The organism is Pseudomonas orientalis (assembly GCF_001439815.1).
GTDB classification, from domain to species: domain Bacteria; phylum Pseudomonadota; class Gammaproteobacteria; order Pseudomonadales; family Pseudomonadaceae; genus Aquipseudomonas; species Aquipseudomonas orientalis.
Genome location: NZ_JYLM01000006.1, coordinates 360,414 through 373,680 on the forward strand (window position 1 = coordinate 360,414; position 13,267 = coordinate 373,680).

The window sequence follows — 13,267 nt, forward strand, 5'->3', positions numbered from 1 at the left end:
AGCGCTTGGCGGGCATACTAGGCCGTCCCTTTCCCCTGGTGTCGCCCGCCTCTATGCTTCGCGCCTTGATTACCCTCGCTCTTGTCTGCCTGCTCCAACCGGCATTTGCCGATGAGCGCGCACAAACCCAACAACAGTTGGACGCTACGCGTCAGGACATTACCGAGCTGAAAAAACTGCTCGGCAAGCTCCAGGAAGAAAAATCCGGCGTGCAGAAAGACCTGCGCGGCACGGAAACCGAAATGGGCAAGCTGGAGAAGCAGGTCCAGGAGCTGCAAAAAGAATTAAAGAAGAGCGAGTCGGAACTGGAGCGACTCGACGCTGAGAAAAAAAAACTCCAGAGCGCACGCGTTGAGCAGCAACGCCTGATCGCGATCCAGGCCCGCGCCGCCTACCAGAGCGGCCGCCAGGAATATCTCAAGCTGCTGCTCAACCAGCAGAACCCGGAAAAATTCGCCCGCACCCTCACCTATTACGATTACCTGAGCCAGGCGCGCCTGGCGCAGTTGAAGGGCTTTAACGAAACGCTGCGCCAGTTGGCCAATGTCGAGCAGGAAATCAATGATCAGCAGGCACAGCTGCTCGACCAGAAAACCGCGCTCGACACGCAGCGCAACGAACTCGACAAGGTCCGCAAGGAGCGCCAGCAAGCCCTGGCCAAGCTCAACGACGACGTAAAAGCCCGCGACGCCAAGCTGCAAGCCCGCGAGCAGGACCAGGCCGACCTGGCCAAAGTGCTCAAGACCATCGAAGAAACCCTGGCGCGCCAGGCCCGCGAGGCCGAAGAAGCGCGGCAAAAAGCGCTGATCGCCCAGCAGGAAGCCGAAAAAAAGCGCCAGCGTGAGGCCGAAATGGCTGCCACCAGCGATGCGCCGGCCCCGCGCAAACCGGCGCATGCAGCGCCTGGCCCGCTGGTTTCCAGCAGCGGCGAGTCGTTCGGCGGGCCTTTTGCTGCAGCTCGCGGCAAACTTCCATGGCCGGTTGATGGTCGATTACTTGCACGCTTTGGAGAAGCCCGTGGCGATGACACCCGCGCCAAGTGGGACGGTGTGATGATCAGCGCCTCTGCGGGCAGCCAGGTCCACGCCGTCCACGGCGGACGCGTGGTGTTTGCCGATTGGCTGCGCGGGGCCGGTCTGCTGGTGATTCTTGACCACGGCAATGGCTATTTGAGCCTTTACGGCCACAATCAGACGTTACTCAAGTCGGCAGGTGATGTGGTAAAAGCCGGTGAATCCATCTCCACTGTCGGTAACAGTGGTGGCCAGGACACGCCGGCGCTGTACTTCGCTATTCGTCAGCAGGGTCGCCCGAGCGATCCTGCACAATGGTGCCGATCCCAAGGATAGGATTGCATCTACATTAGGAGTTCGTTCGACATGCTGCATTTGTCCCGCCTCACTTCGCTGGCCCTGACGATCGCCCTGGTGATCGGCGCGCCTCTGGCTTTTGCCGACCAGGCTGCTCCCGCCGCGACCGCTGCGACCGCTGCGACCACCAAGGCACCGTTGCCGCTGGACGAGCTGCGCACCTTTGCCGAGGTCATGGACCGGATCAAGGCAGCCTATGTCGAACCCGTGGACGACAAGACCCTGCTGGAAAATGCCATCAAGGGCATGCTCAGCAACCTCGACCCGCACTCTGCCTACCTGGGCCCGGAAGACTTCGCCGAACTGCAGGAAAGCACCAGCGGTGAATTCGGTGGCCTGGGCATCGAAGTGGGCTCCGAAGACGGCCAGATCAAGGTGGTCTCGCCCATTGACGATACCCCGGCGTCCAAGGCCGGCATCCAGGCCGGTGACCTGATCGTCAAGATCAACGGCCAGCCGACCCGCGGCCAGTCCATGACCGAAGCCGTCGACAAGATGCGCGGCAAGCTCGGCCAGAAAATCACCCTGACCCTGGTACGCGACGGCGGCAACCCGTTTGACGTGACCCTGGCCCGCGCGACCATCGTGGTCAAGAGCGTGAAGAGCCAGTTGCTGGAGTCGGGCTACGGCTACATCCGCATCACCCAGTTCCAGGTCAAGACCGGCGACGAAGTGGCCAAGGCCCTGGCCAAGCTGCGCAAGGACAACGGCAAGAAGCTCAACGGCATCGTGCTCGACCTGCGTAACAACCCGGGCGGCGTGTTGCAGTCGGCGGTGGAGGTGGTCGACCACTTCATCACCAAGGGTCTGATCGTCTACACCAAGGGCCGCATCGCCAATTCCGAGCTGCGCTTCTCGGCCACCGGCAACGATCTGAGCGAGAATGTGCCGCTGGCCGTGCTGATCAACGGCGGCAGCGCCTCGGCCTCGGAGATCGTCGCCGGCGCCCTGCAGGACCAGAAGCGCGGCGTGCTGATGGGCACCACCAGCTTCGGTAAAGGCTCGGTGCAGACCGTATTGCCGCTCAATAACGAGCGTGCATTGAAGATCACCACGGCGCTGTACTACACGCCTAACGGTCGCTCGATCCAGGCCCAGGGCATCGTGCCGGACATCGAAGTGCGCAAGGCCAAGATCACCAACGAGATCGACAGCGAGTACTACAAGGAAGCCGACCTGCAAGGCCACCTGGGCAATGGCAACGGCGGCGCCGACCAGCCGACCGGCAGCGGCGCCAAAGCCAAACCGATGCCGCAGGACGACGATTACCAGCTGGCCCAGGCGCTGAGCCTGCTCAAGGGCCTGAGCATCACGCGCAGTCGTTGATATGCGTGTTGCGCTGATTATCGCTGTGCTGTGCAGCCTGGCCGGATTCGCGCACGCGACACCGGCCGGCGAGCCGCACAAGGCCTATCTCACCCTGATCATCGACGACCTGGGGCAAAACCTGCCCAGGGATCGTCGCGTGCTGGCCCTGCCCGGGCCGGTTACCACCGCGATCATGCCTGACACCCCTCACGCCGCCGAATTCGCCCGCGAGGCCCACAAGGCCGGCAAGATCGTGATCCTGCACATGCCCATGGACCCGGCCACCGGTCCGTTCGCCTGGCACCCCGAGCTGTCCATCGAAGAACTGGGCAAGCGCCTGGATGCCGCATTCGCGGCCGTGCCCTACACCGCCGGTATCAACAACCATATGGGCAGCCGCATGACGGCGCAGCCGCAGGCGATGGCGTGGTTGATGGGCGAGTTGCAGCGGCGCCACAAGTTCTTTGTGGACAGCCGTACCAGCGCGCAGACCGTTGCCGCGGCCGAGGCGCAGAAGATTGGCCTGGCGCATGTTTCGCGGGATGTGTTCCTCGATGACGAACGCACCGAGGCAGCGATTACCACGCAGCTGGAAACCGCCATCAAGCTGGCGCATAAGCAGGGTTCAGCAGTGATGATCGGGCACCCTTACCCCCAGACCCTGGCGGTGCTGGAGCGCGAATTGCCCAAGCTCAAGGCGCAGGGTGTGGAGTGGATCGATATCAAGTTGATGATCAGTGTGCGCAGCAATCAGGCCATGAGTGCCCACGGCAAAAACGGCATCTATCGCTGACGATATCCCCATCCTGTAGGAGCGAGCTCGCTCGCGAAAAACCTGAGAACGCCGCGCGTACCCAGGATGCTCGCGTTATCGTTGACGTCTTTCGCGAGCAAGCTCGCTCCTACAAATAGTTGGCCATGATCTGGTCGATACGGCCTTCTTTGCGCAACTCATCAAGCGCGGCCTGGAGCTTGGCAACTACGTCATCCGGCACTTCTTTGTTCAACGCCAGGTAAAGCTGCGCACTGTTGAACCGCAATACCGTCTTGAGCCCGTCCACCCCCACCTGCCGCGCCAGATAACGGCCAGCAGGATCGCCGGTGGCCCACAGGTCGATCTGGCCCTCCATGAGCTTTTGCGCATTGTCCTGGTCACGCAAGGCCACAACCGGATTGAGCCCCTGCTTGTCCAGGCTCTCGGCAATCGCATCGCCTTTGTAGGCGCCAATCCTGTAGCGGCGTGCCTGCTCCAGGCCCTCCAGTTGGATCTTGCTGTCGGCCTTGGCCAACAGCACCCAATCGTCCGGACCGATGGGGCCGACCCATTTGAACAGCGCTTCACGGTCAGGCAAACGCGCCATGACGAACACGCCATAGCCAGGCTTTTCCAGGGCGAGCTTGTAGATTCGTTCCCAAGGGAAACGCAAGGTGAGGTTGTAGGAAATGCCGGCGCGCTTGAAGGTTTCACGCACGATATCCACGGCGATGCCTTCGATGTTCTCGTCCTTGGCGAAGTTTTTGCCGTTTTTCGCCATGTTGTAGGGCGGGAAATTTTCCGTCAGCAGCACCAGAGAGGTGTCAGACGAATCTTCGGCGTGTGCCGTAGCCACCATGAGCATGGAGGAACTGGCGAGGGCGAGCAGCAGGTGTTTGAACATGAAGGCTACCGGAATCCATGGCAAGCGCAGAGAGTGCCGCGCGCCTGCCATGCTGTCCAGCGGCGTTTAGCGCACGACGATACCGCGCGCCGCCATGTAGGCCTTTGCCTCAGGCACGGTGTATTCGCCGAAGTGGAAAATACTCGCCGCCAGTACCGCGCTGGCATGGCCTTCGATGACGCCATCGGCCAAGTGCTGCAGGTTGCCGACACCGCCGGAGGCGATGACCGGGATGCCCAGGGCATCGCTGATGGCGCGGGTCACGCCCAGGTCGAAGCCGTTTTTCATGCCGTCCTGGTCCATGCTGGTCAGCAGGATTTCACCGGCGCCCAGGCCTTCCATCTTCATCGCCCACTCCACCGCGTCCAGCCCGGTCGGCTTGCGCCCGCCGTGGGTGAAAATCTCCCAGCGCGGGGTTTCGCCCGGGCCGGAGACTTTCTTGGCATCGATAGCGACCACGATGCATTGCGAGCCGAAGTGCTGCGCGGCTTCGCCGACGAACTCGGGGTTGAACACCGCAGCGGTGTTGATCGAGACCTTGTCCGCGCCGGCATTGAGCAGGTTGCGGATGTCCTGCACGGTGCGCACGCCGCCGCCCACGGTCAGCGGGATAAACACCTGGCTGGCCATGCGCTCGACGGTGTGCAAGGTGGTGTCGCGGCCGTCGACGCTGGCAGTGATGTCGAGAAAGGTAATTTCGTCGGCACCCTGTTCATCGTAGCGACGGGCGATTTCCACCGGGTCGCCGGCATCACGGATGTTCTCGAACTTGACGCCCTTGACCACGCGACCGTTGTCGACGTCCAGGCAAGGGATGATGCGTTTGGCCAGCGCCATGGTCAGTCCTCAGCCGTTATAGGCATCGCAGTAAGCCTGGGCTTCGGCGACGTCCAGGGTACCTTCATAGATTGCGCGGCCGGTGATCGCGCCGATGATACCGGGGGCCTTGGCGTCCAACAGTGACTTGATGTCACCCAGGTTATGAATGCCGCCGGAAGCGATCACCGGAATCTTCGTGGCCGCAGCCAGCGCGGCGGTGAACGGCACGTTGCAGCCCTGCATCATGCCGTCTTTGGCGATGTCGGTATAAACGATGGCGGACACGCCGTCGGCTTCGAATTGCCTGGCCAGGTCGATCACCTGCACGGTGCTGATCTCGGCCCAGCCGTCGGTGGCGACGAAGCCGTCCTTGGCGTCCAGGCCGACGATCACTTTGCCAGGGAAGGCGCGGCAGGCTTCGGCGACAAAGGCCGGGTCTTTCACGGCCTTGGTGCCGATGATCACGTAGCTCACACCCGCCTTGACGTAGTGCTCGATGGTTTCCAGGGAGCGGATACCGCCACCGATCTGGATCGGCAGGTTCGGGTAGCGCCTGGCAATCGCGGTGACCACCTCGCCGTTGACCGGCTGGCCTTCGAACGCGCCGTTCAAGTCCACCAGATGCAGACGACGGCAGCCCCCTTCCACCCATTTGGCGGCCATGCTCACCGGGTCATCGGAGAACACCGTGGAGTCTTCCATGCGGCCCTGGCGCAGACGGACGCAGGCGCCGTCCTTGAGATCGATAGCGGGGATAATCAGCATCTGGCAAACCTTATTCGATATTCAGCAATGCTTGGGAAATCAGGGTTTCTCAAGCGACCACAAGTCGCTTTCGATGCTTTCGAACCTTTCTTTAAGGAGCGTCTGCGTGTCGAAAATCGCCCTGTTGTAATAATGCGGCGCCACTTCGGTGGTGAACAGTTCAAGAATCTCGGCGACCTCGAACGAGCCCAGCTTGAGCTCGAAGCGGTCCTCCATGAAACGCTTGATCTTGTCGGTGGCCTCACGCTCCTGCTCGGGCGCAAGGTTCAAGATCGGCGGCTTCGGCTTCCTGGCCATTTACCAGCGACCATCCCACGCGGCGAAGTTCTGCAGCAACTGCAGGCCATGGGTATGGCTCTTCTCCGGGTGAAACTGCACGGCAAAACGCGAGCCGTCGGCCAGCGCGGCGGCGAAGTCGACGCCGTAATGCCCGCCACCCACCACCTGGCGCGGGTTACCGGCGGCGATGTAATAGCTGTGCACGAAGTAGAAACGCGCCATGTCCGGAATCTCGTGCCACAGCGGGTGATCCACCGCGCGGCGCACTTCGTTCCAGCCCATGTGCGGCACCTTGAGGTGCTCGCCATCTTCATGCAGGTCTTTGCCGAAGAACTTCACTTGACCGGGAAACAGGCCGATGCAGTCGACACCGCCGTTCTCTTCACTGCTGTCGAGCAAGGCTTGCATGCCCACGCAGATGCCGAGGAACGGACGGTCCTGGCTGACTTCGCGCACCAGGCTGTCAAAACCCAGGCGGCGGATCTCGGCCATGCAATCGCGAATCGCGCCAACCCCTGGAAACACCACGCGGTCGGCTTCGCGAATCACATTGGCATCGCTGGTGATCAGCACCTTGCCGGCACCTACGTGTTCGAGCGCCTTGGCCACCGAGTGCAGGTTGCCCATGCCGTAATCGATAACCGCGACCGTCTGCATTACAGGACGCCCTTGGTCGAAGGCATTTGCCCGGCCATGCGGTCATCCAGCTCGACGGCCATGCGCAGCGCGCGGCCGAATGCCTTGAACACGGTTTCGATCTGGTGGTGGGTGTTGGTGCCGCGCAGGTTGTCGATGTGCAGGCTGACCAGGGCGTGGTTGACGAAACCCTGGAAGAATTCCTGGAACAGGTCGACGTCAAAGCCACCCACGGTGGCGCGGGTATAGGGCACGTGCATCTGCAGGCCTGGGCGGCCGGAGAAGTCGATGACGACGCGCGACAGCGCTTCGTCCAGCGGGACATAGGCGTGGCCGTAGCGACGGATGCCTTTTTTGTCGCCAATGGCCTTGGCAAAGGCCTGGCCGAGGGTGATGCCCACGTCTTCCACCGTGTGGTGGTCGTCGATATGCAGGTCGCCCTTGCTGACGATATCCAGGTCGATCAGCCCATGACGGGCGATCTGGTCCAGCATGTGCTCAAGAAAAGGTACACCGATATCGAATCGGGCCTTTCCGGTGCCATCCAGGTTGATCGAGGCTTTGATCTGGGTTTCCAGAGTGTCGCGCTCGACGGACGCCATACGTTCGACCATCACCAGCTCCGCAAATCATTGGGCGAAAAAGGCAGCCATTATAGGGGCGCGGGCGCTAAACAGAAACATCGGAGGGGATAAGACTGACGAGTTGAAGCGGGGAATGTCGGGGATAGACATGTGCGTACATGTGGGAGGGGGCTTGCCCCCGATAGCAGTGGGTCAGTCAATAATGCATTAACTGATGCGCCGCCATCGGGGGCAAGCCCCCTCCCACAAGGGTTTTGCAGTGTTAGTGGAACAGTACTGCGGTCTTCTGCAGAGTCACCCACACACCCCACGCCAACGGAATGCCCACCACCAGCCAGGCGGCGACCGCCAACGGCTTGCTGCCGGCGGAGGCCTTCCACTCAAGTACGGTGCTCGCATCAGCACCTTTGTCATGCCCCAGCGCCTGCTCGGCGGCCAGTTCGGCGTCGGTCATGAAGTATTTGTCGGCTACCGGACGCACCAGCAGGTTGCAGATAAAGCCCAGCACCAGCAGGCCAGCGAGGATGTACAAGGTGATGTCGTAGGCCGCAGCGCGTTCAACGCCGATGCTCAACTGGTATTCACGCAGGTAGTTCACCAGCACGGGGCCCAGCACGCCGGCCGCAGCCCAGGCGGTCAACAGACGACCATGGATCGCGCCAACCATTTGCGTACCGAACAGGTCGGCCAGGTAGGCCGGGACCGTGGCAAAACCACCGCCGTACATCGACAGGATGATGCAGAACGCCGCCACGAACAGCGCCACGTTGCCCAGGTGCCCCAGGTTCGGGATCAGCGCGTACAGGGCAAAGCCCAGGGCGAAGAACACGAAGTAGGTATTTTTACGCCCCAGGTAGTCGGAGAACGACGCCCAGAAGAACCGCCCACCGATGTTGAACAGGCTCAACAGGCCGGTGAAGCCTGCCGCAATGGCGGCGATCGATGCGAGTTGCCCGGCATCCAGCTGACCAAACGGTATGTCCAACCCCAGCAGTTTGCCGCCGAACACTTCCTGCAGCAGCGGCGAAGCCATGCCGAGGATGCCGATACCGGCCGACACGTTCAGGCACAGCACCAGCCATACCAGACGGAATTGCGGGGTTTTCCACGCCACGTTCACATGCACATGACGGTGAGTGATCATCGCGTTGCTGGCTTTTTTCGCCGGCGCGGTCCAGCCCTCAGGCTTCCAGCCGGTCGGCGGAACGCGATAGGACAAGGCGCCGCCGATCATGAACACGAAGTAGATCGCAGCCATCACCAGGAAGCTCTGCCATACGCCCACGCTGGTCGGCGAGGCGAAGTGGCCCATCAGTGCTGCCGCCAGCGGTGCACCGACCATCGCGCCGCCGCCGAAGCCCATGATCGCCATGCCGGTCGCCATGCCGCGCTTGTCCGGGAACCACTTGATCAGGGTCGATACGGGCGAGATATAGCCCAGGCCCAAGCCGATACCGCCGATCACACCGGAGCCTATCCACATCAGCCAGATCTGGTGGGTATAGATGCCCAATGCCGAGATCAGCAGGCCACCACACCAGCACAACGCCGAGACAACACCGGCCTTGCGCGGCCCGGCATGTTCCAGCCAGCCGCCCCAGATCGCTGCCGAGCAGCCCAGGAAGATGAAGAACAGGGTGTAGATCCAGCCCAGCATGGAGATGGGCCAGTCGCATTGGGACGAGAAGACCTGGGCGATGAAGCTCATGTCCGGCGCACAGGCCACCGGCGCGGTGATGCCCAGCGCCTTGGACAGCGGCAGCCAGAACACCGAGAAGCCGTAGGCCATGCCGATGCACAGGTGGATGGCCAGGGCGGCCGGCGGAACCAGCCAGCGGTTGAAGCCGGGCTTGGCGATAATGCGCTCCTTGGACAGGAACGCAGGCGGTGCGGCATTAATACCGGCCGCGGTGCTAGTGCTCATTGGTGTTTCCCCCAGTTATTGGTATGCGTCCGTCAGGCGCGCTTCCCCCTCGACCTTGCACGCAATGCGTGGCCGTTTTTTTGAGTGAAACTCCATTTTGGCGCGACGATACGTCGCAGAAGGCGGACGAACGCGCAGAGATTAGCACTTGCGGATGCGAGAAAAACCAAAGTGACATCACTTTTTTCAGCAAATCGGTTTTTTTTGACGCCAGAATCTTGTTTCGGCGGTCGTAGATACAATGTAACGATCCGCGAACTGATGCAGGCCGTCGGGCGTTATACTCTGCGGCTAAATTTTGAAATCGACATACAAGGACTCGCCCATGAAAGCGTTCGGCAAAATCCTGGGTCTGGTATTTCTCGGGCTGTTGCTGATCATTGTGGCTCTCGGCTTTGCCCTGACCCATCTCTTCGATCCCAACGACTACAAAGAAGAAATTCGCCAGATTGCCCGCGACAAGGCCCACATCGAGCTGACGCTCAATGGCGACATCGGCTGGAGCCTGTTCCCCTGGCTGGGCCTGGAGCTGCACGAAGCCGGTGTGGCGACGTTGACCAACCCGACCCAACCGTTCGCCGACCTGCAGATGCTCGGCCTCTCGGTACGCGTGCTGCCGCTGTTGCGCCGCGAAGTACAGATGAGCGATGTGCGGGTCGAAGGCCTGAACCTGCGCCTGACCCGCGACAAGAACGGCCACGGCAACTGGGAAGACATTGGCAAGAACCTGCCCGACGAAACCCCGGATGCCGCCGCCCCCGCGCCGGCCGAACCGGTGGCGCAAGCCAAGCCGGAGAAACCGCCGCAGCCGATCCGCCTGGACATCGACAGCCTGACCATCAACAACGCCCGCGTTGAATACAACGATGAACAGACCGGCAAGCAATTGAGCGCCGAAAGCATCCAGCTCAGTGCCGGCGCCATCCACGAAGGCGCCAACATTCCGCTGAAACTCACCGCTTTCCTGGGCAGCAACCAGCCGGTGATGCGCCTCAAGACCGAGCTGAACGGCAACTTGCGCATCCAGCGCGCCCTCAAGCGCTACCAGTTCGAAGACATGCGCCTGAGCGGCGAAGCCACTGGCGAACCCTTGCAAGGCAAGACCCTGACCTTCTCCACACAAGGCCAATTGCTGGTCGATCTTGCCGCCAACATCGCCGAATGGACCAACTTGAAACTCTCGGCGAACCAGCTGCGCGCACTGGGCGAACTCAGAGTCACCGACCTGACCAACACCCCGCAGCTCAGCGGCGCGCTGTCGGTCGCCCAGTTTGATCTGGCCAAGTTTCTCGAGAGCGTCGGCCACCCTCTCCCGCCCATGGCACCGGGCAGCCTGAGCAAAGTCGAACTGGTCAGCCGCCTTAAAGGCACGCCGACCAATGTCGCGCTGGAGGACCTGAACCTGAAACTCGATGGCAGCACCTTCACCGGTCGTGTTGCCGTGGATGATTTCGCCAAACAGTCACTGCGCGTGCAGCTCAAGGGCGATACCTTCAATGCCGACAATTACCTGCCGGGCAAATCCGACGCAGCCAAAGGCACGGCGGCCGCACGCCAGGCCGAAGTGCAGAGCAGCGAGGCCGGTGCGATGGCCGCCGGCGGTAACAGCCCGCTGCCGGAAGCACCGACCAAAGCCGCCTGGAGCAGCGACAAACTGCTGCCGCTGACCCGCCTGCGCAGCCTGGATATCAACGCGGACCTTGCGTTCGGCCAACTTACCTTGAGCCAGCTGCCGATCCAGAATGCGGTACTGAAAGCCTCGGGCATCGATGGCCAGCTCAAGCTCGACGCGCTGAGCGGTGGCCTCTACAACGGCACCTTCCAGGCCAATGGCAGCCTCGATGTGCGCCAGGACATCCCGCTCCTGGCGCTGCAAACCCATATCAGGCAGGTACCGGTAGAAAAAATCCTGCAGGCCCAGGGTAAAACCCCACCAGTCAAAGGCCTGGTCACCCTGGACAGCAACCTGACCGGGCGTGGCAACAGCCAGAAGGCGTTGATCGACAGCCTCAACGGCAGCGCCAGCATCGTCATCAACAACGGTGTGCTGCTCAACGCCAACATCGAGCAACAACTGTGCACCGGTATCGCCCTGCTCAACCGCAAAACCCTGAGCACCACGCCACAAGGCAAGGACACGCCCTTCCAGGAACTGCGCGGCAACCTGACGTTGCGCAACGGCGTGGCCAGCAACCCTGACCTGAAAGTGCGCATTCCGGGGCTGACCCTCAACGGCGATGGCGATGTCGACCTGCGCGTGCTGGGCATGGACTACCGGGTGGGCATCATTGTCGAAGGCGACCAGCGCGATGTGCCGGACCCGGCCTGCCAGGTCGGCGCCAACTTCCAGGGTATCGAAGTGCCGCTGCGTTGCCGTGGCCCGCTGGAGCTGGGCGCCAAGGCCTGCCGCCTGGACAAGGACGGCCTTGGCCAGGTCGCCATCAAAGCGGCGGGCAATCGCCTCAACGAGAAGCTCGAAGAGAAGCTCGACAAGGTCAACCCCAAGCTCAAAGACGCATTGAAAGGCCTGTTCAACCGATGAGAAACGAGCAGTTTTCACAGGCGGTGCTGGACTGGTACGACCGCCACGGCCGCCACGACCTGCCCTGGCAACAGGGCATCACGCCGTATCGGGTGTGGGTCTCGGAGATCATGCTGCAACAGACTCAGGTCAGCACCGTGCTCAATTACTTCGACCGGTTCATGGCGTCCTTGCCGACGGTCCAGGCACTGGCCGCCGCGCCGGAAGACGAAGTGCTGCACCTGTGGACCGGCCTGGGTTACTACACCCGGGCGCGTAACCTGCAAAAGACTGCAAAGATCGTGGTCGCCGAATACGGCGGCGAGTTTCCCCGGGATGTCGAAAAGCTCACCGAGCTGCCCGGCATCGGCCTGTCCACCGCCGGCGCAATTGCCAGCCTGAGCATGGGCCTGCGCGCGCCGATCCTCGACGGCAACGTCAAGCGCGTGCTGGCACGCTTTACCGCGCAAGAGGGCTACCCGGGCGAACCCAAGGTCGCCAAGCAGCTGTGGGCGACCGCAGAGCGCTTTACGCCACACGACCGCGTCAACGCCTACACCCAGGCGATGATGGACATGGGCGCCACGCTGTGTACCCGCAGCAAACCCAGCTGCCTGCTGTGCCCGCTGGAAAAAGGCTGCGAAGCCCACATGCTCGGCATGGAAACGCGCTACCCGATCCCCAAGCCACGCAAGACCATCCCCCAGAAGCGCACGCTGATGCCAATGCTCGCCAATGCCGAGGGCGCGATCCTGCTTTACCGTCGCCCCTCCACCGGCCTGTGGGGCGGCTTATGGAGCCTGCCCGAGCTGGACGACCTGGAAGACCTGGATCATCTGGCCAACCAGCACGCACTGGCCTTGGGCAAGCATCAGGAATTGCCTGGGCTGATCCACACCTTCAGCCACTTCCAGCTGGCCATCGAACCCTGGCTGGTCCAGGTCGAGGAAAGCGCCCATCACGTGGCCGAGGCCGACTGGCTCTGGTATAACCTCGCCACCCCACCGCGCCTGGGCCTTGCCGCCCCGGTAAAGAAACTGCTGAAGCGCGCGGCTGAAGTATTGAACGCAGGAGAGTCGTCATGACCCGCACCATCATGTGCCGCAAGTACCACGAAGAACTGCCCGCCCTAGAACGCGCCCCTTTTCCGGGCGCCAAAGGCCAGGACATCTACGATAACGTCTCCGCCCAGGCCTGGGCCGACTGGCAAAAACACCAGACCCTGCTCATCAACGAAAAACGCTTGAACATGATGAACGCCGAAGACCGCAAATACCTGCAGGGCGAAATGGACAAGTTCTTTTCCGGCGAGGATTACGCCAAGGCCGACGGCTACGTACCACCTGCTCAATAATTGATCAAAAACCGGGGTCGGCACGTAAGCGACGGTAATAATTAAATAT

Annotated in this window: 13 protein-coding genes; 6 read left to right on the plus strand and 7 right to left on the minus strand. The window is 61.9% G+C overall.

The window, feature by feature from the left end; all coding sequences use genetic code 11:
• Window positions 1–53: 53 nt before the first annotated feature.
• The 3 genes from TU82_RS17265 to TU82_RS17275 are packed head-to-tail and all read left to right on the plus strand — an operon-like array spanning window position 54 to window position 3,471.
• Window positions 54–1,349 carry a murein hydrolase activator EnvC family protein gene (locus TU82_RS17265; RefSeq protein WP_057724499.1) on the plus strand — a complete coding sequence of 432 codons (1,296 nt, stop codon included), beginning with the start codon at window positions 54–56 and terminating at the stop codon, window positions 1,347–1,349.
• 30 nt (window positions 1,350–1,379) lie between these two features.
• Window positions 1,380–2,696: a S41 family peptidase gene (locus TU82_RS17270; protein ID WP_057724500.1), complete on the plus strand. Its 1,317-nt coding sequence runs from the start codon at window positions 1,380–1,382 to the stop codon at window positions 2,694–2,696.
• A gap of 1 nt (window position 2,697) precedes the next feature.
• On the plus strand, window positions 2,698–3,471 hold the full coding sequence (locus TU82_RS17275) for a divergent polysaccharide deacetylase family protein (RefSeq protein WP_057724501.1): 774 nt from the start codon (window positions 2,698–2,700) through the stop codon (window positions 3,469–3,471).
• Between the two features lie 109 nt (window positions 3,472–3,580).
• On the opposite strand, the gene TU82_RS17280 is transcribed toward TU82_RS17275, so the two are convergent.
• The 7 genes from TU82_RS17280 to TU82_RS17310 form a co-directional block, all read right to left on the minus strand.
• The gene (locus tag TU82_RS17280) at window positions 3,581–4,336 is read right to left on the minus strand and encodes a substrate-binding periplasmic protein (protein ID WP_057724502.1); all 756 of its coding nucleotides are present in this window, start codon (window positions 4,334–4,336) and stop codon (window positions 3,581–3,583) included.
• A gap of 66 nt (window positions 4,337–4,402) precedes the next feature.
• Window positions 4,403–5,173 (minus strand): imidazole glycerol phosphate synthase subunit HisF, encoded by a 771-nt coding sequence (gene hisF, locus TU82_RS17285; RefSeq protein ID WP_003171107.1) that lies wholly within the window; start codon window positions 5,171–5,173, stop codon window positions 4,403–4,405.
• A gap of 9 nt (window positions 5,174–5,182) precedes the next feature.
• Window positions 5,183–5,920 carry a 1-(5-phosphoribosyl)-5-[(5-phosphoribosylamino)methylideneamino]imidazole-4-carboxamide isomerase gene (gene hisA / locus TU82_RS17290; RefSeq protein ID WP_027605077.1) on the minus strand — a complete coding sequence of 246 codons (738 nt, stop codon included), beginning with the start codon at window positions 5,918–5,920 and terminating at the stop codon, window positions 5,183–5,185.
• A 39-nt stretch (window positions 5,921–5,959) separates the two neighbouring features.
• Window positions 5,960–6,217 (minus strand): DUF2164 domain-containing protein, encoded by a 258-nt coding sequence (locus TU82_RS17295; protein WP_032894032.1) that lies wholly within the window; start codon window positions 6,215–6,217, stop codon window positions 5,960–5,962.
• Complete coding sequence (hisH, locus tag TU82_RS17300) at window positions 6,218–6,856, minus strand: imidazole glycerol phosphate synthase subunit HisH (RefSeq protein ID WP_057724503.1); 639 nt, start codon at window positions 6,854–6,856, stop codon at window positions 6,218–6,220.
• On the minus strand, window positions 6,856–7,449 hold the full coding sequence (gene hisB, locus TU82_RS17305; RefSeq protein WP_003237513.1) for an imidazoleglycerol-phosphate dehydratase HisB: 594 nt from the start codon (window positions 7,447–7,449) through the stop codon (window positions 6,856–6,858). Before hisB ends, hisH begins: the two co-directional genes overlap by 1 nt.
• Before the next feature lie 232 nt (window positions 7,450–7,681).
• On the minus strand, window positions 7,682–9,343 hold the full coding sequence (locus TU82_RS17310; RefSeq protein WP_057724504.1) for an OFA family MFS transporter: 1,662 nt from the start codon (window positions 9,341–9,343) through the stop codon (window positions 7,682–7,684).
• A gap of 325 nt (window positions 9,344–9,668) precedes the next feature.
• Between TU82_RS17310 and TU82_RS17315 the strand changes: the two genes are divergently transcribed.
• Genes TU82_RS17315 through TU82_RS17325 form a run of 3 tightly spaced genes read left to right on the plus strand, consistent with a single transcriptional unit; the run spans window position 9,669 to window position 13,218 of the window.
• Window positions 9,669–11,885 carry an AsmA family protein gene (locus TU82_RS17315; RefSeq protein WP_057724505.1) on the plus strand — a complete coding sequence of 739 codons (2,217 nt, stop codon included), beginning with the start codon at window positions 9,669–9,671 and terminating at the stop codon, window positions 11,883–11,885.
• Entirely contained in the window at window positions 11,882–12,949 is a 1,068-nt protein-coding gene (gene mutY, locus TU82_RS17320) for an A/G-specific adenine glycosylase (RefSeq protein ID WP_057724506.1), read from the plus strand. Before TU82_RS17315 ends, mutY begins: the two co-directional genes overlap by 4 nt.
• Window positions 12,946–13,218: an oxidative damage protection protein gene (locus TU82_RS17325; protein ID WP_057724507.1), complete on the plus strand. Its 273-nt coding sequence runs from the start codon at window positions 12,946–12,948 to the stop codon at window positions 13,216–13,218. Before mutY ends, TU82_RS17325 begins: the two co-directional genes overlap by 4 nt.
• The last annotated feature ends 49 nt before the right edge of the window (window positions 13,219–13,267 follow it).

Excerpts from the sequence above, each read along its gene's own strand:
- TU82_RS17275 (WP_057724501.1), top strand. The coding sequence starts at position 2,698 with ATGCGTGTTGCGCTGATTATCGCTGTGCTGTGCAGCCTGGCCGGATTC.
- TU82_RS17325 (WP_057724507.1), top strand. The coding sequence starts at position 12,946 with ATGACCCGCACCATCATGTGCCGCAAGTACCACGAAGAACTGCCCGCC.
- TU82_RS17295 (WP_032894032.1), bottom strand. The coding sequence starts at position 6,217 with ATGGCCAGGAAGCCGAAGCCGCCGATCTTGAACCTTGCGCCCGAGCAG.
- TU82_RS17310 (WP_057724504.1), bottom strand. The coding sequence starts at position 9,343 with ATGAGCACTAGCACCGCGGCCGGTATTAATGCCGCACCGCCTGCGTTC.
- TU82_RS17270 (WP_057724500.1), top strand. The coding sequence starts at position 1,380 with ATGCTGCATTTGTCCCGCCTCACTTCGCTGGCCCTGACGATCGCCCTG.
- TU82_RS17315 (WP_057724505.1), top strand. The coding sequence starts at position 9,669 with ATGAAAGCGTTCGGCAAAATCCTGGGTCTGGTATTTCTCGGGCTGTTG.
- hisB (WP_003237513.1), bottom strand. The coding sequence starts at position 7,449 with ATGGTCGAACGTATGGCGTCCGTCGAGCGCGACACTCTGGAAACCCAG.
- TU82_RS17265 (WP_057724499.1), top strand. The coding sequence starts at position 54 with ATGCTTCGCGCCTTGATTACCCTCGCTCTTGTCTGCCTGCTCCAACCG.
- hisF (WP_003171107.1), bottom strand. The coding sequence starts at position 5,173 with ATGGCGCTGGCCAAACGCATCATCCCTTGCCTGGACGTCGACAACGGT.
- hisA (WP_027605077.1), bottom strand. The coding sequence starts at position 5,920 with ATGCTGATTATCCCCGCTATCGATCTCAAGGACGGCGCCTGCGTCCGT.
- TU82_RS17280 (WP_057724502.1), bottom strand. The coding sequence starts at position 4,336 with ATGTTCAAACACCTGCTGCTCGCCCTCGCCAGTTCCTCCATGCTCATG.
- hisH (WP_057724503.1), bottom strand. The coding sequence starts at position 6,856 with ATGCAGACGGTCGCGGTTATCGATTACGGCATGGGCAACCTGCACTCG.
- mutY (WP_057724506.1), top strand. The coding sequence starts at position 11,882 with ATGAGAAACGAGCAGTTTTCACAGGCGGTGCTGGACTGGTACGACCGC.